Below are 19,362 nucleotides of genomic sequence, written 5' to 3' on the forward strand. Positions count from 1 at the left end.
TTGAAAAGGGCACCGAGCGACCAGACGGCCTCGACGGGGTTCAGGTCGGGTACATACGGCGGCAGCCGGACGGTGGCGAGCCAGTCGTGCTCAGCCTCATACCGCTTCACCCCCGCGGCCAGATGGGTGCCGTTCAGCAGCCGCCGCACCGTCGCCACCGACAGCCTCACCCGCAGACGCCGACGGATCACCGCCCGAACCCGGCCAGGGTCCACCGTTCGTCATCGAAACCGTGAGCTGCGGGTCCCTTGCCGAGTTCCTCCTCCAACACGGCGAAATGGGCGTCGGTGACGGTCGGGGCGTTCGCCGGACCCGCCGAGCGCAGGGCCCTCGTGCCGCCCTCGCGCCAGGCACGGCGCCAGCGTTCCACTGACCGCACGCTCACCCGTGAGTCCTTCGCGATCACCGCAGTCTTCTCAGCCGCCGCGAACCGCTGCCCGGCCTGAAACCGGGGACGGCCCACATGAGTGCCGCCGCGTCACCGCAGCGCAGGGCCATACTCACCGGTGGGCCGGCCGCCGGCGCAGCGCTGCTCACCGCCTGCTCGTCGAAGGACGCGGCCGGCACGGGCAGGGCCGCGGTCGCGGCGGGCACACCCTCGCCCTCTCCCGCGCAGCCGCGCGACCGGACTCGCCCTGGTCGGCGTTCGCACGGCTGATGGACGGCAACAAGCGCTGGGTGGACGGCGAACTGCGGCACCCCGACCGCGATCCGAAGCGGCGCGAGTTCGTCGCCGGGGCGCAGGACCCGTACGGCGTCATCCTCTCCTGCATCGACTCCCGCGTACCGCCGGAGCTCGTCTTCGACACGGGCCCCGGCGACCTGTTCGTGATGCGCACCGGCGGACAGGTCGTCGGACCGGTCGTCGTCGGATCCGTGGAGTACGGCCCGATGACGTCCGGCACACCGCTCGTCGTGGTCTTCGGCCACCAGCGGTGCGGCGCGGTGAAGGCGGCGTAGGAAGCACTGGAGGACCGCAAGCCGCTGCCCGGCAACCTCCAGTCGATCGCCGAAGCCCTGCGGCCGGCCTACCGGGAGGCCGTCAAGCGGCAGCACGCCGACACCCTCGACGCGATGGTCCGGATCCACACCGAGCAGACGCCGCCGGCCTGCGGACCAACAAGGACCTCGCGCCGCTCGTGAAGAAGGGCGACCCGGCCGTCGTCAGCACCTACTACTCGCACGACACCGGCCGGGTGGAGGTCCTCACCGGCGCGCTGTCCGCCTGACCGCAGCCCGTGGCGACCAGGCGCGAAAAACGTTCCAAGCCCGGTCGCGCTATACTTGCGGCGCCCATGAAGGCCATCGTCGTGCCTGGTCGCGCGGCTGCAACAGCGAGGGGGTGGAGGCCGTTCCGGCACGCCCCGCCCGCATCCAGGACGTCGCAGCCGCCGCCGGTGTCTCGGTGTCCACGGTGTCGAACGTGCTCAACCGGCCCGAGCGGGTCACCGCGCAGACCGCCGAGCGCGTCCGCGTCGCCGTCGCCGCGCTCGACTACGTCCCCCACCCGGGAGCCGCCGGTCTGCGCACCGGTCACTCCTCCGCGATCGGGCTGGTCCTGCCCGACGTCACCAACTCCTTCTACGCACGCATCGCGCGGGGCGCCGCCGACGCGGCATACGACCACGGCTACTCGCTCGTCCTGTGCCACAGCGGGGACGCCCCCGAGCGGGAGCAGGGGTACTTCAGCATGCTCGTCGAGCAGCGGGCCGTCGGCGTCGTCGTCGTGCCGCTCAGCGCCGACCCGGGCCGGCTGGCCCGGCTGCGCGAGCGGGGCATCCCGCTCGTCCTGGCCGACCGTGCGATGCCCGACCGGGAGGGCTGCTCGGCCTCCGTCGACGACATCGCCGGCGGCCGCATCGCCGTGCAGCACCTCCTCGACAGCGGGGCTCGCGACATCCTCGTCGTCAACGGCGAGCGCGGCATACGCCAGTGCGCCGACCGCTACCAGGGCGCCCGGCAGGCCGTCCGCAGCCGCCGCGAGGCCCGGCTGGGCCAGGTCGTCGCCGAGCGGATGACCGTCGCCTACGGCACGGAGATCGCCCGCGGGCTGGAGGACCTGCCCGACGGGGTCTTCTGCACCAACGACTTCCTCGCCGCCGGCCTGTGCCGGGGGCTCACCGAACGCGGCGTGCGCGTCCCCGAGGACGTGCAGGTCGTCGGCTACGGCGACCTCGACGTCGCGACCTTCGGGGCGACGACCCTGACGACGGTCCGGCAGCCCGTCGAGGACCTCGGCCGGGCGGCGGTGGAGATGCTGCTCGACGAGATCGAGGCCCGCGCGGACCACCTCCACGAGACCCGCGTCTTCGCCCCCGGCCTCGTCCTGCGCGACTCCACCCGGCCGCTCCCCGGCGACTAGAGCCTGTCTGACAATTCGCGTTAGATCAGCGAACCTCTGCCGAGCTGGCAGCCCGGGGTGCGCCGGCAGTCCGGCAGATATTTCCGGGCAGGACCTACGAGCGGCGGGCCAACAAATGAGCGTCGAGGAAGCCCCGCTCGGAGGCCGGATCGTGGAGCAACCGGGCGAAGGGAACGAGCCCGGCATCGGCCAGCAGTCCAGCGAGGCGATCCGCCGGCCAACTGTAGGCAGGCGCCACCTTGTGGTCGAACCGGACCGGTTCCTGTCCGTCGGTCCCGAAGAAGGAGACCAGGAGCAGACCACCTGGCGCGAGAACGCGTACCTGCTCGGCAAGCAGCTCCGGCAGTTCTCCCGGAGGGGTGTGGATCATCGAGTAATGGGCCAGTACGCCGCCGAGCGCGCCATCCTCGATCGGCAGGGATTCCATCCGCGCCTCCTGGAAAAGCAGCGCCGGATGGGCCCGCCGGGCGTGGTCGACCATGCTGGGAGAGAGGTCGAGTCCGAAGGCGTCCAGGCCCAGTTCGTGCAGCATGGCTGTCAGATGTCCGGGTCCGCATCCGACGTCCGCTGCCCGCAGGTTGCCCGTAGCGCGCACCAGTTCGGCGAAGGTGCCGATCATGGCCCTGCCGAACGGCTGCGTCTCCAGCCGGTCTGCGAACAGCGATGCGTACAGCTCGACGACTCCGTCGTAGGCCACCCTGGTCTCGTCCTGATGATTCGCCACGGGCAGGACTCTATATGGCCGGTCTGATAATTGATCTTGTGGCAGGTCGAGGTGAATTGACAGATGCGGCGTGGGAGCGAATTGAGCCCTGTTGCCGCAGTTGGACGGGCGCGGCCGTCCGTGGCGTGATCACCGGCAGGTGGTCAACGGCGTCCTGTGGCGACTGCGGACCGGGGCTCCTTGGCGCGACCTGCCGGAGCGGTACGGACCGTGGCAGACCGTCTATGAACGCTTCGCCCGCTGGGAGGCCGACGGCACGTGGGCGAAGCTGCTGGAACACGTCCAGGTCCGTGACGACGCGGTGGGTCGGGTGGAGTGGACCGTCGCCGTCGACTCCACGGTCAACCGGGCCCACCAGCACGCCGCGGGCGCCCGTAAAAGGGGGACGCAGCCGGGGACGAACTGGAAGATCCGGGCCACTCGCAGGCGCGCCAGACCCTCGGCCGGTCCCGCGGCGGGCTAACCACCAAGATCCACTTCGCCGTCGACGGCCGGGGTCTGCCGCTGTCGATCGTGCTCACACCCGGAAACGCCCACGACGCCACCGCGTTCACCGATGTCCTTGACGGGATCCGCACCCCGCGGGTAAGTACAGGCCGGCCGCGCACGACACCGGACCGTGTGTTGGGTGACAAAGCCTGTTCCAGCAGGGCCATCCGTCATCTGCTGCGGCGTCGGGGCATCGCCGCCACGATCCCCGAGCGCCGTGACCAGGTGGCCAACCGCCGACGCCGGGGACGCCGCGGTGGCCGGCCACCCGCCTTCGACACGGAGATCTACCGCGACCGCAACGTGGTCGAACGATGCTTCGCCCGCCTCAAGCAGTTCCGTGCAATCGCCACCAGGTTCGACAAGCTCGCGGACCGCTACCGCGCAGGAGTCATCCTGGCCTCTCTGATCCTCTGGCTCCGCGAAGCGGCCAGGTGATCATTTGTCAGACAGGCTCTAACCCGCGGACGGAACCCGCAGCGTCACCGGCCCCCACAGCCCCGACGGCAGCTGGGACGGGAAGGCCCAGGCGGTCGGGGTGGCCTCCGCGAAGTACGGCGCCAGCGTGCCCCGGACCGTCACCTCCAGCCGGACCGTCCGCCCCGCCGCACCGCGCAGCGGGAAGCGGTACGGCGCGCAGAACGCCTCCCCGGCGGGCTCCCCGTCGACCGACACCTCCACACTGCCCCGGACCCGCCCCAGATCCAGCACGGGATCGGGCCCGGGCGGCACCTCGACCGCCCGCGCGTACGTCACACCCCCGCTCCAGCCGCCCAGCCCCTGCTCGCGCCAGTCGCCCAGCGCCAGCGGTGCCGGCACCGTCCGCACCCGGACCGGCCCGTGCCAGGCGGAGCCGCCCCGCAGGACGGCCGTGGGCCCGGTGACCACCTCGACGCGGGTGGGTGTGCGGAGCGGCTCATGGAGCGTCAGCCGGTCGCCCGGCAAGGCCCGTTCCTCTCCGTCTCCCACCCGCACGCGCGCGGGCAGCGCCAGCGGCAGCTCCAGCGACACCGTGCCCGGCGGCACCGTGAACCGGAAGCGCTGCGGCGATGCCCGGACGTCATCGGTGGACCGCGACGGCCGGACGGCACCGCCGAGCACCGGACGGCCGCCCAGCCACGCGGTGTCCGGCAGCGGGTGCGGCCGTACGGCGGCGTGGCAGTGCTGCAACGCGCCCCGCCTGCGCTCGTCCTCGACGGTCCGGCCCCGCCACGCGCCCGTCTCCGCCTCCCAGCCGGCGCCGCTGACCAGGGCCGTCACCGCGTTTCCCGAACACGCCGCCAGATCGACGAACACCGCGTCCCGGCCATCGGCACTGTCGGCCACCACCTCCAGCGTGTGCTCGCCCGCCCCGAGTTCCGGTTCGTGACGGAAGAACATCGGCACGGTGCCCCAGTCCGCCTCGTAGTACTCCGCCTTCTCCTGCCGCGCCACCACGTCACCGTCGAGCAGTACGGTCAGCGCCGGGGCGGCACCCACGACGAGCACCGCCCGCGCACCGCCGGCCGGTACCCGAAAGCCCGCGCGGTAGGTGACGCGGCCGTCGGGGCGGACTCCGTCGGGCGGGCGCATGAACCGCGGCCGGGGCCCGAACCCGCCCGGTTCGGACAGGCAGAAGAAGCTGCCGAGCGGTGTGCCGGCGGCCGCCGAGATCGACGAGGGCCGGTCCTGAGCGCCCGACAGCTCGTACTCGAGCACGTTGCGGTGGCGGTTCACGGTGACCGGGGCGGAGGCCAGGTGACCGCCGCCGTACGGGCCCAGCGGCTCCCCGTTCCACCACACCCGTTTGACCGCCTCCGCGCCGACGTGCAGCTCGGCGGGCCCACGGTGTCCGGTCTCCACGATCGCCCGGACCCGGGCCACCGTGCCGCCGGCCGGCACGGGGACATGTACGAACTCCTCGTTCACCAGCCCCTTGGTGCCCAGCAGCCCGCCCTGGTCCGGGGCGCCGCGGCTCGACGAGTACACCGCGGCCTCCCAGCCCGAGTCCCGTGGCACGAGGGGCACCCGACCGGCCAGGATCCGCTCCACGGTCGCCGTGTCCAGCGGCTCGGGAGCCTGCTCGGGCGGCACCGGGGGCAGGACCCGGACCCGATTGCCGTAGGTGACCCGGCTCGGCTCCCACACCGCCCCCTCGGTCCACTCCATGGTCCAGATCTGCGGCTCCGCCACGGACGCTCCCGCGGGCAGTGCGACATCGCCCCAGGTGTTGTCCATCGTGGGCACCAGCCGGCCCTGCCAGCCGGCCGAGACGTCGAGCACCCGCTCCGCCGTCCCACCCGTGGCAGGCCGCGGTCCCGGACGGCCCTCGCGCCACACGACCAAGGCCGCCGGGGCGCCGTCCAACGGCACTTCGATGACCGAGAGAGCCCGGTCGTCGGAGACCGTGACGCGCGCAGGGCTGCGGGAGCCGGTGGCCGGGTTCCAGACCTCTGCCTCCGCGACGCCCGCCCGGACGGTGACGGACGAGGTGCGGACGGGCGCGGGGGCGGAACCGGGCGGGCGCAGCGGATGTGCGCCGATCTCGGGGAAGGCGGCCGTGACCAGTGCCACGGCCTGGTTCCCCTTCCGTCGGACGAGCAGCGGCACCTCGCCCGTGGCGTGCCCGGGTGCGCCGGCCACCGCCTCGGCGGCGGCCTCGGGGTCGCGCACCCGCTCCAGCCGGGGATGGGCGAGCAGGGCCGCCACCACCGAGTCGTCACCGGACCGGCCCGCGGCCGTCCCGGGCGGGCGGCCCACGACCACCACCCGGCCTCCCGCGTCGAGCAGTTCGGCCAGCCGGCGCGCGGTCTCCTCCTCCAGCACGCTCGCCGAGGGCAGCAGCACCACGCCGTACGCCAGGTCCCTGATGCGCAGGCCCCCGCCGACGGCCTCGGCGCGGCGCACCGAGTCGTCGTCGACGACGTCGAAGGAGATCCCGCGCCGGTCCAGGGCCCCGGCGTGCGGCCCGAGCCAGTTGTTCGAGCCGCACAGGTCCAGGTAGTGCCGCTGCGTCTCGTCGGCGAGGGCGTGGCCGTCGCCCAGCCGGCCGTCACCGAAGTGCCGGACCGGCGCGTCCAGCGGGACGAGTGCCTGCATGGTGGCGGTCGGGTACAGCACCGCCACGTCGGCCGCGTATCCGCCCCACGACATGATCGAGCAGATCCGGGCCACGGCCCGGGAGAAGGCCGGGTACTGCTTCCAGTAGGGCTGGCGCCAGTCGGTGGACGGCGGCGCCCACTCGAACCAGCCGGCCGCGGTGCCGAAGTAACTGGCGTGCGGGTTGTAGAGGTTGGCGCCGCTGCGCAGGAACGGCAGCAGCCAGCCGTAGGTGTCCTCCAGCGTGCCGCCCCAGCCGGAGGAGTGGAACGCCTCGATCCAGACCCGCTCGTGGCCGTAGAGGTGGGCCAGGGAGGAGTGCACCTTGGCGTCGCCGTGGTGGTCGCTGCCGGCGGCGCCGTACCAGCGGTGGGTGCGGAAGTAGTCGGTGTAGATCTGCGTGGCCTGGGCCGGGTAGCCCGCGCGGGCGGGGTGGCTCTGGTCGCTGCCCAGCAGCAGGCCGCGTTCGCGGTGCCAGGCGGCGAGCGGCCGGAACAGGGCCTGTTCGGTCAGCTCCGCGCGGACGCCGTAGTAGTCGCCGCGGATCTTCCCCTCCGGCGCGCCCGTGTCCGTGCCGAACAGGGCCGGCAGGTGGTCGAGCAGGTCGTAGCCGCGCCGGCTGCGGAACTCGTCGGCGAATCGGTGGCTCCAGGCGTTGGTGCCGGGCAGTTCGTCCTGGAAGCTGCCCGCGACGACCGTACCCAGGTACTCGGGTATGCGGCGGTCGTACTCGTGGTGGACCGTGTCCATCAGCAGGCCGACGGCGTGCGGGTCCAGATAGTCGAACGCGGTGGGGACGGCGGTGACGAGCCGCACCCCGGTCCCGTCGGCGGCGGCGACGCGCCCGTCCGCGGCGAGGTCGAGCCGCCGGCCGTCGCGGGAGTACGCGGCCAGCGGTGTCCCGGCGTCCGTCGGGGCGACCCTGCCCCGGGAGACGCTCACGTCACGGCAGCGCAGGGCGAGTCCGGCCGCCTCCGGATGCCGTCGCGTCACAGCGCCCTGCACATTGGCGCCGGAGAAGCCGATCTGGTCGTAGAACCACAGCCGTGTGCCGAGCTCCGCCGCGATCGCGCACGCGTCGGTGAAACGCTCCCACCACTCCTCGCCGAACCACGCCGGATCGTCGGCCCGGGCCCCGAACGTCGGCCCGGCCGGAGCCAGGTTGATGACGACCAGGTTGTGCACCCCGCCCTCCGCGAACGCCCGCAGCTGCCAGGCGAGCCGCTCCCGGGTGACCTTCGCACCCGACCACCACCACAGGGGAGTGGGGCCGAAGTCGCGCGGCGGGTCGTCGAACAGCTGCCGGAGCTCGGGGGAGATCACGCACACGGTCCTTCCCCTAAAACGTTTTCAGGCCCTCCTCACGGTAGGCGAGCTGGAGCGGCCACGCCATATCCCGTGGGGGACCGGAGGGTCCGAGGTCATGTCACCCATGCGTGCGCGACACCTTGTTGCAACGTTTTTCCCGCCCTATATTCGCCTCGACCAGGCACCCGGAACCGCGATGTCACCAGACGACGGAGTCGCATCATGGCCGGTACCCGCCCCATTCCCCGACCGCTCTGGAAAGCCGCCGCCCTGTCGGGCATGGCCTCCTACCTCGACGCCGGGCTGATCGTGAGCATCTCCGTCAACCTGGCCGTCTACCGCGACAGTTACGACATGGGCGTATGGATGGCCGGGGCGATCAGCGCGATCGTCACCGGCTGCATCGCCGTCGGATCCCTCGTCGGCGGACGCCTCGCCGACCTCTTCGGCCGCCGCCGCGTCTACAACTGGGACATCTTCTGCTTCGCCCTCGGCGCCCTCGTCATCACGCTCGCGCCGGACGACATCACCCTGCTCGTCGGTGTCCTCGTCGCCGGGCTCGCGGCCGGCGCCGACCTGCCGACATCCCTGGCCGTGGTCTCGGACGCGGCGCCCTCCTGGGCCCGCGGCCGACTCGTGGCGTTCACGCAGGTCATGTGGATGCTGGGCATCACCGTCGCCATCTTCCTCGGCTTCGTGCTGTCCACCACGGGCATGACCGGGGCCCGGCTCATCACGGGACAACTGGCCGTCGCCGCCATCGTGACCTGGGCCCTGCGGTCCCGGCTGAAACTGCCCGACGAGCCTCCGGAGACCGAGACCGGCGCCGCCCCGGAAGCCATCTCCCTGAAGGGCGTGTGGAGGCGGGCCGCCCTGCTGCCGATGGCCGCGACGTTCGTCTTCTACGTGACCTGGGGCCTCGGAGCCAACACCTTCGGACAGTTCGGCACCTACCTGCTCGTCACCGTCAGCGACGCGTCGCAGAGCCTCGCCACCGGGATCAACCTGGCCTTCATCCCCGTCGGGGTGCTGCTGACCTTCGCCTTCGTACGCGTCGCCGACAGCCCCTGGCGCGACCGGCTGTTCCACGTGGCCGCCGTGGTCCAGATCCTCGCCTTCGTCATCGCGTCCCTGACCGCGGGCGCCCTCGTCGGCATGCTCGTCTTCTTCGTGCTCTACCAGCTCTCCCATCCCTTCGCCGGCGAGACCAACTACAAGGTGTGGTCGCAGCTCACGCTGCCCGCCGACACCCGCGCCACCACCCAGGGCCTCACCTACGCCCTCTCCCGGGGCGTCTTCGCCGTCGCCGCCTTCTTCACCCCCGCCCTCGCCGACCACAGCCCCTCCGCCCTGCTCTGGACGATCACCGCGTGCATGACGGCGGCGGCGCTTGCGGGCGTGTTCATCATCCGCGTCCTGGTCCCGCGTTCCGCGAGAGACGAGACGGACGGAGCGGACCTCCGCGTCCCCAGCACCTCGCCCGCCGGCCTTCCCGACAAGGAGCACTGACCATGGCAACGACCGCGGACCGCACGGCCGTACGGACCGCCGCCCTGCACGACCTGCTCCCACCGGTCGCCCGGCGCCGCACCCGGATCGGGCTGGTCGCCGGCGGACTCGGCACCTACTGGCCGCAGTTCCCCGGACTCCTGCCGCAACTGAAGGAGTCGGCCGCCTACGTCGCCGAGCGGTTCCGGGCCATGGACGCCGAGGTGACCGACGCCGGTTTCGTCTCCGACGCCCGGGAAGGCGCCCGTGCCGCCGAGCAGTTGCGGCGCGCCGACTGCGACCTGATCGTGCTGTTCCTGACCACGTACCTCACCTCCTCGATGGTGCTGCCGATCGCACAGCGCTCGCACACGCCGGTCCTGGTCATCGACCTCCAGCCGTCCGAGAAGATGGACCACGCCGCCTTCGACACCGGGGCCTGGCTGGCCTACTGCGGGCAGTGCCCCGTCCCGGAGGTCGGCAACGTCTTCCGGCGCGCCGGCATCCCCTTCCGGTCGGTGTCGGGCTGGCTGCGCCAGGAGTCCGCCTGGCGGCGCATCGAGCAGTGGATCCGGGCCGCGCACATCCGCGCCGCGCTCCGGCACGCCCGGCACGGCCTCATGGGGCACGTGTATCCCGGCATGCTCGACGTGCAGACCGATCCGACGCTGCTGGCCACGACGTTCGGCTCGCACGTGGAGGTCCTGGAGTTCGACGACCTGAGGCACCGCGTGGAACGGGTCACCGAGGCCGAGACCCGCGAGCGGATGGCCCTCGCCGGGCAGGTCTTCGCCCTCGACGAGAGCGTGGTGGAGGAGGACTTCGCCTGGGGCGCGACCGTGTCCGTCGCCCTGGACCGGCTGGTGGCCGACTTCGAGCTCGACAGCCTCGCCTACTACCACCGCGGCCTGGACGGTGAACTGCACGAGCGGCTCGGCGCCGGCATGATCCTCGGCGCCTCCCTCCTCACCGCCCGCGGCGTGCCCGCGGCCGGCGAGTACGAACTGCGCACGTCCGTCGCCCAGCTCGCCTCCCAGAGCGTCGGCGCCGGAGGATCCTTCACCGAGATCCAGGCCCTCAACTTCGAGGACGGCGTCGTGGAGATGGGCCACGACGGACCGGCCCACCTCGCCGTCGGTGCCCGCGCCCCGCTGCTGCGCGGCCTCGGTGTGTACCACGGCAAACGCGGCTGGGGCGTGAGCGTCGAGTTCGACGTCCGGCACGGGCCCGTCACCCTGCTCGGCCTCGGCCAGGACGCCGACGGCAGCCTGTCCTTCGTCACCTCCGAGGGCACCGTCGTACCGGGACCGCTCCTGGAGATCGGCAACACCACCAGCCGGGTCGACTTCGACCGCGACCCCGGCGAATGGGTCGACGCCTGGAGCGCCACGGGCGTCGGACACCACTGGTCGCTCGCGGTCGGGCACCACACGGCCGATTTCCGTGCGGCGGCGAGCCTGCTGGGCATCGACCACCGGGAGGTGTGAGGGCTCTCTCCGCGGGGATGGGTGTCGCCGCCGGGCGGAGATGGGTACCGGCGCCGATGGTGTGGCCACCGGTGCCCGTGTGAGGCCGGCAGCACCTGCCCGGGCCGCCGCACCGGCCGTCACGGCCGCGGACCCCGTGCTGTGCCGAGAGGCGCACCACACCACCCTTCAAGGCCCCTGAAGGAGGGGCCCTATCCGTCCCCGCGCGGTGAAACGGTCCGTCTGCGCGTCGTCGAAGGTGGTGATCCGTGGGACACGCTGACAGCCTTCTCGCCCTGGGCGGAGCCTTCCCGGCCGCCGCCCTCCTCGCCCGCCTCGGCGGCAGGGTCGCACTCCCCGCCATCCCGCTGTTCACGCTCGCGGGCATCCTGCTCGGCCCCACACCCCGGGCATCGTCATCGTCCAGGACGCACACGACTTCGAGATGCTCTCCGCGCTCGGCCTGGTGCTGCTGCTCCACCTGGGCCTGGAGTTCCACCTCGACGACCTGAGAAGCGGCGGCTCCCGCCTGCTGACCGCAGGCGGGATCCACCTGCTGCTCGACGTCGGCGCGGGACTGGTATTCGGCTTCGCCCTGGGCTGGGGCGCCCGGGAGGCGCTGGTCCTCGCCGGTGTCCTCGGGATCTCCTCGTCGGCCATCGTCACCAAGGTCCTCATCGAGCTCGTCATCAGCTACCTCGGCGCGGCCGTCCTGGTGGCGGGGGTCTCCGAGGCCCTCGGGGTCGCCGACGCCATCGGCGCCTTCATGGTCGGCCTGATCCTCGCCGGCACCCCCTCCGGCCCGCGCATCAGGGACCTGGTCCATCCGTCCGACTCGGATGGTGCACCGGGAATTCGAACACCCTCCTCTCGCACCGGCGTTCATGAGGGTCGGGCACCGGGAAGAAATGGCCTGGAGCCCGATGGCGCAAGCCGGTCGAGGAGGGAGAAGCTGAAGCCCTGGTGAGACAGCCGCGGCCGGGCGCACCGGCGCGCCGGCGGCCCGTCTCCCTCCGCACCGCCGCAGGGCCCGACACCCCAGGACTTGTCATGGCCCCGGTCGTGCCTGCCTCGAAACGCTCGGGCTCCGGGAAGGAGAAGCCGTGCCCCCGTCCGAAGATCACCGCCTCGTCGACCTCGAAGCACGACTCGAGCAGGAGGATCCCCGGTTCACCCGGGCCATGAGATCCGGCCGCCCCGCCCGGCCCCGGGAGTACCGGCGTACCGGCGCCTGGTGGGGGCTGGCCCTCGGCGTCGCGGTGCTGGCCTGCGGCATCGTCCTGGCCCAGGGGCTGCTCATCGCGGGCGGGCTGGTCCTCGTCGGCATGGCGGCCCAGCTGGCCGATCCGGACCCGGCCCGCATGACGCACCGGGGCGGCTTCGGACGGCGCTGACGGGAGGGCCTCCGGGCCCCTGCGGCTCCCCGCCGGGAGACCGTGGCGTTCCGCCGTCGGAGTGCCGTCGTAACCCGTGTGAACGCCCTGGATGGTGGGGGAGCCCGGCATGACTGACGGTGGTTCACGTCGAGGCCGGGTCTCGTGAGCTGGCGAGGCGTCAGCTGCCCGGGTCGCGACGGAAGGACTCACCGATGCGCTCTGCCCGCATGCTGCTCGCGACGGCCACTGCCACGGCCGCCCTCGCGATCACCGCGCCCGCCGCCTACGCCGAGGCGATGGGTGACTGGGACAACGACTCCAGTTCCTACAGCAAGGAGCACCACAAGGACGGCAAGCACCACAAGCCACACGGCGGGATGCACACGGGTGGCGGAGCCCTGGCCGCTGTGACCTCGGACGACGAGTGGGACGGCGACAAGGGCGACCAGGAGGGCAAGGACGAGGAGCACGGCAAGGAGAAGGGGCACGAGAAGGGCTCCTGGAAGGGCAAGCACCACAAGCCGCACGGCGGCATGCACACCGGTGGCGGCGCCCTGGCCGCGGTGACCTCGGACGACGAGTGGGACGGTGACAAGGGCGACCAGGAGGGCAAGGAAGAGGAGCACGGCAAGGACGAGGAGCACGGCAAGGAGAAGGGGCACGAGAAGGGCTCCTGGAAGGACAAGCACGACAAGCCGCACGGCGGGATGCACACCGGTGGCGGCGCCCTGGCCGCGGTGAACTCCGGCGACGACTGGGACAACCCCAAGCACGACCCGGACACCTACAAGGAGGACGAGGACTGGGGCGGCAAGCACGACGAGCACGACAAGGGCTCCTGGGAGGGCAAGCACGGCAAGCACGACAAGCCGCGCGGCGGCATGCACACCGGTGGCGGCGGGCTGGCCTCCGCACCGGGCGTGACCGCGGGCGGGATGGCCGTGCTGGCGGTGGCCGGCACCGGTCTGTACGCGCTGCGGCGCCAGAGGGCCTCGCGCGGCACCGTGTGACCGGCGCCTGACCCCACAGCAGCCGTGGCCGCCGCACGTGCACCTCGCGTCGCGGCGGCCCGGCTCGTCGTCCCGCGTGCCGTGCCCGCTGCCGTGCCCGAATGAGGTGGTCCTTGATGGCAGCCAGTCCCCCCGCTCTTCCCGACCCCGACCCCGGCCCCGAACCGTCGAAGCGGCGGCTGCGCACCGTCGTGTCGGTACTGTGGGCGGTGGCCGCCCTCGTCCTGACCGTGAGCCTGGTCGGCGGCCGCGGTGGATCGTCCGACGCCGCCGGCCCGCCGCACGCTCCACCGGCCGTGGCCGCGAACCCGGCCGTCCCCGACCTGCCCGACACGCCGCGCACGTCGGTCGCGCCGCACCGGTCCGCCGCGTCCGGGGCAGGCCCGCATCTGCCGCGGTCCCGGCCGGTCCGCCTGCTCATCCCCAAGATCTCGGTCGACGCGCCCTTCACCGACCTCGCCATCGGCCGCTCGGGTCAGCTGGAGCCCCCGCCGTCGCACGACACCAACCTCGTCGGCTGGTACGCCAAAGGCCACACCCCCGGGGAGGCGGGTACCGCGATCATCGCGGGGCACGTGGACACCGCCACCTCCCCGGCCGTCTTCGCCGGGCTCAGCGCACTGAAGAAGGGCGACCGGTTCCAGGTGGCGCGGGCCGACGGCGGCAAGGCGACCTTCGTCGTCTACGCCACGGAGTCGTTCGAGAAGGACGCCTTCCCCAGCGACCGCGTCTACGGCGACACACCGGACGCCCAGGTCAGGCTGATCACCTGCGCGGGTGCCTACGACCGCCAGGCCCGGGACTACACCGAGAACCTGGTCGTCTTCGCCCGCCTCGTCTGACTTCCGGGGCCCCGGCCTGACTTGGTGTTTTACAGTGACATCCAGTTCAGGCGACTGTGGACCTGTGAGGGATTCGCGAACCATGACGACCGAAACGTTTGAGTTCCAGGTAGAGGCGCGTCAGCTGCTCCAGCTGATGATCCACTCGGTCTACTCGAACAAGGATGTCTTCCTGCGGGAGCTCGTCTCCAACGCTTCCGACGCGCTCGACAAGCTGCGTCTGGAGAAGCTGCGGGACGACTCCCTCGACGCCGATGTGTCGGACCTGCACATCGAGCTCGACATCGACAAGGAGGCCCGCACCCTCACGGTGCGGGACAACGGCATCGGCATGTCGTACGACGAGGTCGGGCAGCTCATCGGCACCATCGCCAACTCGGGTACGGCCGCGTTCCTGGAGGAGCTGCGGGAGGCGAAGGACGCGGCCGGGGCCGAGGGGCTCATCGGCCAGTTCGGTGTCGGCTTCTACTCCGGCTTCATGGCGGCGGACGAGGTGACGCTGGTGACCCGCCGCGCCGGCGAGGGCCAGGGGACCCGCTGGACCTCGCGCGGCGAGGCCACGTACACCCTGGAGAGGGTCGACGACGCGCCGCAGGGCACGTCCGTGACGCTCCACCTCAAGCCCGCCGACCCGGAGAACCAGCTCCACGACTACACCTCCGAATGGACGATCCGGGAAATCGTCAAGCGCTACTCGGACTTCATCACCTGGCCGATCCGGATGGTCCCGGAGGCGAAGGACGGCGAGGGCGCGCCCGAGCCCGAGACGCTGAACTCCATGAAGGCCCTGTGGGCGCGCTCGCGCGACGAGGTGTCCGACGACGAGTACCACGAGCTGTACAAGCACATCAGCCACGACTGGCGTGAGCCCCTGGAGACGATCCGGCTCCAGGCCGAGGGCACCTTCGAGTACCAGGCCCTGCTCTTCGTGCCCTCGCACGCCCCGCACGACCTGTTCACGCGGGACTTCAAGCGCGGCGTCCAGCTGTACGTGAAGCGCGTCTTCATCATGGACGACTGCGAGGCGCTGCTGCCGCCCTACCTCCGCTTCGTCAAGGGCGTCGTCGACGCGCAGGACCTCTCGCTCAACGTCTCCCGCGAGATCCTGCAACAGGACCGGCACATCCGGATGATGCAGCGCCGGTTGACGAAGAAGGTGCTGTCCACGGTCAAGGACTTCCTCGCCAAGGACGCCGACCGCTACCGCACGTTCTGGCGCGAGTTCGGCACCGCCCTGAAGGAGGGCCTGGTCACCGACTCCGAGAACCGTGACGCGATCCTCGCCGTGTCCTCGTTCGCGACCACCCACTCCGACGACGAGCCGACGACACTCGCGCAGTACGTGGAGCGGATGAAGGACGGCCAGGACGACATCTGGTTCATCACCGGGGAGTCCCGGCAGAGCATCGAGAACTCCCCGCACATGGAGGCGTTCCGGGACAAGGGCATCGAGGTCCTGCTGCTCACCGACGCCGTCGACGAGGTCTGGGTCGACGCCGTCGGCGCGTACGAGGGCAAGAAGCTGCGGTCCGTCACCAAGGGCGAGATCGACCTCGACGGAGAGGGCGGGGAGAAGGCCGGCGAGGAGCGCGAGAAGCAGGCGGAGGAGTACGCCGGGCTGCTCGGCTGGATGCGCGAGCAGCTCGACGAGGACATCAAGGAGGTCCGCCTCTCCACACGGCTCACGGTCTCCCCGGCCTGCGTCGTCTCGGACGCCCACGACCTGACCCCGGCCCTGGAGAACATGTACCGGGCGATGGGCCAGGAGGTGCCGCGCACCAAGCGGATCCTGGAGCTCAACCCCGGCCACCCGCTGGTGAAGGGCCTGCACGAGGCCTACGGGGCGAGCGAGGACCGCACGGAGCTCGCCGAGTCCGCCGAGCTGCTCCACACCCTGGCGGTGCTCGCGGAGGGCGGCCAGCCCAAGGACCCGGCGCGCTTCGTCAGGCTCGTGTCCGACCGCCTGGAGCGGACGCTGTAGGCACGGGGCGGATCAGGGGTGGTCCGGGGCGCCCGCCGCGCGGGCGCCGGGCGGGGTCGTGCCGGTGCCCGGCGGGACGATCTCGCCCTGGACCACCCGCGGCGCGGGAGCCGTCCCGGCCTCGTCGTCCTTCGCCGCGCGGGCCTCGGCCTTGAGGATGCGGGCGGCCTTGCCGGCCGAGCGGGTCAGCTCGGGAAGCTTCTTCATCCCGATGACCGCTATGACGACGATGAGAATGATCGCGAACTCGCTCAGTCCGAACATGGTGTCCTGTCCTCTCTCGCCCGGGCCGGGCACGGCGAGAGCGTATCGGGCGGCGAGCACGGTGTGATCGCCGTATCGGGATGCGGCAGCAGGTGCCGGCGCAGGTGCGGCAGCATCCCGCGGTCGAGCAGCTCCTGCCGCCAGACCAGCCGCGCATGCTCCACCTGCTCGGAGGCCGGTGGCACGGCGCGCCTCCGCAGGGCCGTGTGCAGCAGGGCGGCCAGGGTTCCGAGGCCGGTGACGGCCGCCACGAGCGCCAGGGTCCAGCCGGCCGCGACGAGCGATCCGGGCAGCGGGCCGAGGGCGTCGGCGAGGTGCAGCAGACCGCCGGTCAGGAGCAGCGCGGCGGCGGACGTGCCCGCCACGAGCGGGGTGAGCACCGCGAGGGCCGGCAGCAGACTGCCGCTGTCCAGCGGGCCCCGCGCCTCGTGCCGGGCGGCCCTGCGCACGGCGAGGTAGGAGCGGTACGGCCCTTCGGCCGCCGCAGCGATGTCGTCGGCGTGGGCGAGCGCGTGGGCGCGCAGGTGTGCCGCCGCCCGGCCGGCCGGGTCGGCGGTCAGAGCGCCACGGATGTCCGCGGTGCCCAGTGCGTGGTGCAGTACGGCTTCGAAGTCCGCGCGGTCCTCCGGGCGGAGGCGGGACAGGTCGGCCACAGGGTCTCCCGGTCGGTTGCTGATGCGGCCGCCGGGCCCGGCCGCACGCGGTCGGGCCCGGCGGCGCGGTGGTCCGTGTCAGACGTTGACGCCGAAGTCGGCCGCGATACCGGCCAGACCCGAGGCGTAGCCCTGGCCGACCGCGCGGAACTTCCACTCGGCGCCGTGCCGGTAGAGCTCGCCGAAGACCATCGCGGTCTCGGTCGAGGCGTCCTCGGACAGGTCGTAGCGGGCGATCTCCTGGCCGCCCGCCTGGTTGACGACCCGGATGAAGGCGTTGCGGACCTGTCCGAAGCTCTGGCCGCGGTTCTCGGCGTCGTGGATGGACACCGGGAAGACGATCTTGTCGATCTCGGCCGGGACAGCGGCGAGGTTCACCTTGACGGACTCGTCGTCGCCCTCGCCCTCACCGGTGAGGTTGTCGCCGGTGTGCTCGACCGAGCCGTCGGGGCTCTTGAGGTTGTTGTAGAAGACGAAGTGCTGGTCCGAGGGCACCTTGCCGGAGGCGTCCAGGAGCAGGGCGGAGGCGTCGAGGTCGTAGTCGGTGCCGGTGGTGGTGCGGACGTCCCAGCCCAGGCCGACCAGGACGGCGGTCAGGCCGGGCGCCTCCTTGCTGAGTGAGACGTTGCCGCCCTTGGACAGGGAAACTCCCACGGGGTACTCCTTCTTGAGCGTTGACGTGTGCGGTGTGGACGTCACTGCGGATGCCACTTTGAATCTACAGCAATGTAGAAGCAGGCGGGATCGGGCCGGCGGATCTATACGATGTCCGCAAGGGCAACGCAGGGCGGTGAAAGGGAGGCGGGGCGGTGACGGGTCCCGGGCAGCGTCCCCGGCGGGGACAGGGCGAGCTTGAGGCGCTGGTGCTGTCGGCGCTGCGCGAGGCGGACGGCCCGGCCACGGCCGGCTGGGTGCAGGAACGCCTCGGCGGTGACCTCGCGTACACGACGGTGATCACGATCCTGACCCGGCTGCTGGGCAAGGGCGCGGTCACCCGGGAGCGGGTCGGCCGGTCCTTCGCCTGGACCCCGGCCTCGGACCAGGCAGGCCTGGCCGCCCGCAAGATGCGCAAGGTGCTGGACGCCGAGAGCGACCGCGGGGCCGTGCTGGCCAGCTTCGTCACCGGCCTCGGCCCGGACGAGGAGCGGCTGCTGCGCGACCTGCTGGATCAAGCCCAGAGCGAAGGGGAAGACTGAAGCCTCATGGGGGTCTTCGTCTTTCTGCCACTGATCCTGCCGCTCACCGCCTGGCCGGTCGCCCGCCTCGCCGAACAGCATCTGCATCCGCGCACCGCGACCCGGCTGCTGACGGTGCTCGCCGTGGTGCTGGCGCTGTGCAGCACGATCTGCCTCGCCCTGGTGATGGTGGTCGGCACCGCGCAACTGCCCGGCAACCCGCTGCCGGACGGCTGGTCCGACCCCGAAGTGCGGGCCGCGGTGCCGTACGACGAGGTCGTGGGCAAGGCCGCGATTCCCGCGCTGTGCGCGGTCGTTGTCGCCTGTGTCCGGACGGTGCGCCGGCACGTGCGGGTACGCCGTCAGGCGCATCGCGCCCTGGCCGGGCTGCGGGAGACGGAGGTGGCGGTGCTGCCCGACGCCGTGCCCTACGCGTACGCGCTGCCGCCCGGCGGGCGCCGGGGCGGTGGGGGGTCGCGCGCCGGTGCCGGGCGGGGCCGTGTCGTGGTGACCACGGCCCTGCTGGAGCGGCTCCGCCCGGCCGAGCGCCGGGCCCTGTTCGCCCACGAGCGGGCGCACCTCGCCGCACGGCACGACCGCTACCTGCTCGCCGTGCAACTGGCGGCCCGCGCCAACCCGTTCCTGCGACCGCTGCGGACCGCCGTGGCGTACACGGCGGAGCGGTGGGCGGATGAGGAGGCGGCCCGGGTGATCGGCAGCCGCCGCACGGTGGCGAGGGCGATCGGCACGGCCGCGCTCGTCTCGCGGGGCACCCCGCTGCCCACCCTCGCGGGGCTCGCGGCTCCCGGCCCGGTGCCGCGCCGGGTGGCGGCGCTGCTCGGCCCGGCCCCCGCCGTACGCCACTGGCCGCCGGCGTTCACGGCGGTCGGAGCGGCGGCGTGGGGTGCGGCCGCCGGGACGGCCGTCTCGGCGATGTCGTCCGCGAACTCTGCGGTGACGATGTTCCTGATCCTGCACGCGGCGACGCCGCTCTGAGCGAGGCCGCCTCCCCTTGGTGACACGATCCCGGTCGGCGGCACGGCGCGTCCTCAGGGGTGCGGGGAACTGCGCGACAAGCCACCATGGCGCCGCACGGGGCGAGTCAGGGGTGATCCCATTTCGGCAGCTGCCGAGGCATGCTCCGGT

The 19,362-nt window shown here is 72.3% G+C and carries 16 protein-coding genes and 3 pseudogenes; 12 read left to right on the forward strand and 7 right to left on the reverse strand.

The annotated features are described in order from the left end of the window. Positions 1 to 14: 14 nt before the first annotated feature. Both GTY56_RS41520 and GTY56_RS39780 read right to left on the reverse strand, forming a co-directional pair. Positions 15 to 463: pseudogene (locus GTY56_RS41520) on the reverse strand (helix-turn-helix domain-containing protein); the annotation flags it as partial. Further along, positions 403 to 594, reverse strand: a complete 192-nt coding sequence (locus GTY56_RS39780) for a hypothetical protein (RefSeq protein WP_202509748.1) — start codon at positions 592 to 594, stop codon at positions 403 to 405. The pseudogene GTY56_RS41520 and the gene GTY56_RS39780, both read right to left, overlap by 61 nt. A gap of 63 nt (positions 595 to 657) precedes the next feature. Between GTY56_RS39780 and GTY56_RS40320 the strand changes: the two genes are divergently transcribed. Together GTY56_RS40320 and GTY56_RS05025 are read left to right on the forward strand one after the other, a co-directional pair. Continuing rightward, complete coding sequence (locus GTY56_RS40320; protein WP_237524386.1) at positions 658 to 960, forward strand: carbonic anhydrase; 303 nt, start codon at positions 658 to 660, stop codon at positions 958 to 960. 382 nt (positions 961 to 1,342) lie between these two features. Continuing rightward, entirely contained in the window at positions 1,343 to 2,362 is a 1,020-nt protein-coding gene (locus GTY56_RS05025; protein ID WP_161362875.1) for a substrate-binding domain-containing protein, read from the forward strand. Positions 2,363 to 2,456: 94 nt separating this feature from the next. Here the strand turns inward: GTY56_RS05025 and GTY56_RS05030 are convergent, their stop codons facing one another. Then, positions 2,457 to 3,086 (reverse strand): methyltransferase domain-containing protein, encoded by a 630-nt coding sequence (locus GTY56_RS05030; RefSeq protein WP_161362877.1) that lies wholly within the window; start codon positions 3,084 to 3,086, stop codon positions 2,457 to 2,459. A 38-nt stretch (positions 3,087 to 3,124) separates the two neighbouring features. Between GTY56_RS05030 and GTY56_RS05035 the strand changes: the two are divergent. Then, a pseudogene (locus GTY56_RS05035) lies at positions 3,125 to 4,035 on the forward strand (IS5 family transposase). Here GTY56_RS05035 and GTY56_RS05040 read toward each other — a convergent pair. Beyond that, positions 4,032 to 7,976, reverse strand: a complete 3,945-nt coding sequence (locus GTY56_RS05040; RefSeq protein WP_161362879.1) for a glycosyl hydrolase — start codon at positions 7,974 to 7,976, stop codon at positions 4,032 to 4,034. The pseudogene GTY56_RS05035 and the gene GTY56_RS05040 overlap by 4 nt on opposite strands. Positions 7,977 to 8,183: 207 nt before the next feature. Here GTY56_RS05040 and GTY56_RS05045 point away from each other — a divergent pair, with 207 nt between their 5' ends. From GTY56_RS05045 to htpG, 7 genes and pseudogenes are all read left to right on the forward strand, one after another. Continuing rightward, positions 8,184 to 9,470 (forward strand): MFS transporter, encoded by a 1,287-nt coding sequence (locus GTY56_RS05045; protein ID WP_161362881.1) that lies wholly within the window; start codon positions 8,184 to 8,186, stop codon positions 9,468 to 9,470. A gap of 2 nt (positions 9,471 to 9,472) precedes the next feature. Further along, positions 9,473 to 10,936, forward strand: a complete 1,464-nt coding sequence (locus GTY56_RS05050) for an L-fucose/L-arabinose isomerase family protein (RefSeq protein ID WP_161362883.1) — start codon at positions 9,473 to 9,475, stop codon at positions 10,934 to 10,936. Between the two features lie 248 nt (positions 10,937 to 11,184). Next, positions 11,185 to 11,744 (forward strand): annotated as a pseudogene (locus tag GTY56_RS05055) (cation:proton antiporter domain-containing protein); the annotation flags it as partial. Between the two features lie 274 nt (positions 11,745 to 12,018). Beyond that, complete coding sequence (locus tag GTY56_RS05060) at positions 12,019 to 12,309, forward strand: DUF3040 domain-containing protein (protein WP_161362886.1); 291 nt, start codon at positions 12,019 to 12,021, stop codon at positions 12,307 to 12,309. A gap of 194 nt (positions 12,310 to 12,503) precedes the next feature. Next, a complete protein-coding gene (locus tag GTY56_RS05065) occupies positions 12,504 to 13,301 on the forward strand; it encodes a hypothetical protein (RefSeq protein WP_161362888.1) in 798 nt (265 codons plus the stop codon). Between the two features lie 116 nt (positions 13,302 to 13,417). Then, positions 13,418 to 14,143 carry a class F sortase gene (locus tag GTY56_RS05070; RefSeq protein ID WP_161362890.1) on the forward strand — a complete coding sequence of 242 codons (726 nt, stop codon included), beginning with the start codon at positions 13,418 to 13,420 and terminating at the stop codon, positions 14,141 to 14,143. An 82-nt stretch (positions 14,144 to 14,225) separates the two neighbouring features. Then, a complete protein-coding gene (gene htpG, locus GTY56_RS05075; protein ID WP_161362892.1) occupies positions 14,226 to 16,124 on the forward strand; it encodes a molecular chaperone HtpG in 1,899 nt (632 codons plus the stop codon). A gap of 12 nt (positions 16,125 to 16,136) precedes the next feature. Here the strand turns inward: htpG and GTY56_RS05080 are convergent, their stop codons facing one another. The 3 genes from GTY56_RS05080 to GTY56_RS05090 all read right to left on the reverse strand — a co-directional run bounded on the left by GTY56_RS05080 (position 16,137) and on the right by GTY56_RS05090 (position 17,695). Further along, a complete protein-coding gene (locus GTY56_RS05080; RefSeq protein WP_161362894.1) occupies positions 16,137 to 16,388 on the reverse strand; it encodes a twin-arginine translocase TatA/TatE family subunit in 252 nt (83 codons plus the stop codon). Continuing rightward, complete coding sequence (locus tag GTY56_RS05085; RefSeq protein ID WP_161362896.1) at positions 16,376 to 17,041, reverse strand: hypothetical protein; 666 nt, start codon at positions 17,039 to 17,041, stop codon at positions 16,376 to 16,378. The genes GTY56_RS05080 and GTY56_RS05085 overlap by 13 nt, the downstream gene beginning before the upstream one ends. Positions 17,042 to 17,119: 78 nt before the next feature. Further along, a complete protein-coding gene (locus GTY56_RS05090; RefSeq protein WP_107457539.1) occupies positions 17,120 to 17,695 on the reverse strand; it encodes a TerD family protein in 576 nt (191 codons plus the stop codon). Positions 17,696 to 17,850: 155 nt separating this feature from the next. Between GTY56_RS05090 and GTY56_RS05095 the strand changes: the two genes are divergently transcribed. Then, a complete protein-coding gene (locus tag GTY56_RS05095; protein WP_062925342.1) occupies positions 17,851 to 18,237 on the forward strand; it encodes a BlaI/MecI/CopY family transcriptional regulator in 387 nt (128 codons plus the stop codon). A 6-nt stretch (positions 18,238 to 18,243) separates the two neighbouring features. Next, complete coding sequence (locus tag GTY56_RS05100; RefSeq protein WP_161362898.1) at positions 18,244 to 19,212, forward strand: M56 family metallopeptidase; 969 nt, start codon at positions 18,244 to 18,246, stop codon at positions 19,210 to 19,212. The last annotated feature ends 150 nt before the right edge of the window (positions 19,213 to 19,362 follow it).

The organism is Streptomyces sp. SID5643 (genome assembly GCF_009872555.1).
In the GTDB taxonomy this organism is placed as follows: Bacteria; Actinomycetota; Actinomycetes; order Streptomycetales; family Streptomycetaceae; genus Streptomyces; species Streptomyces iakyrus.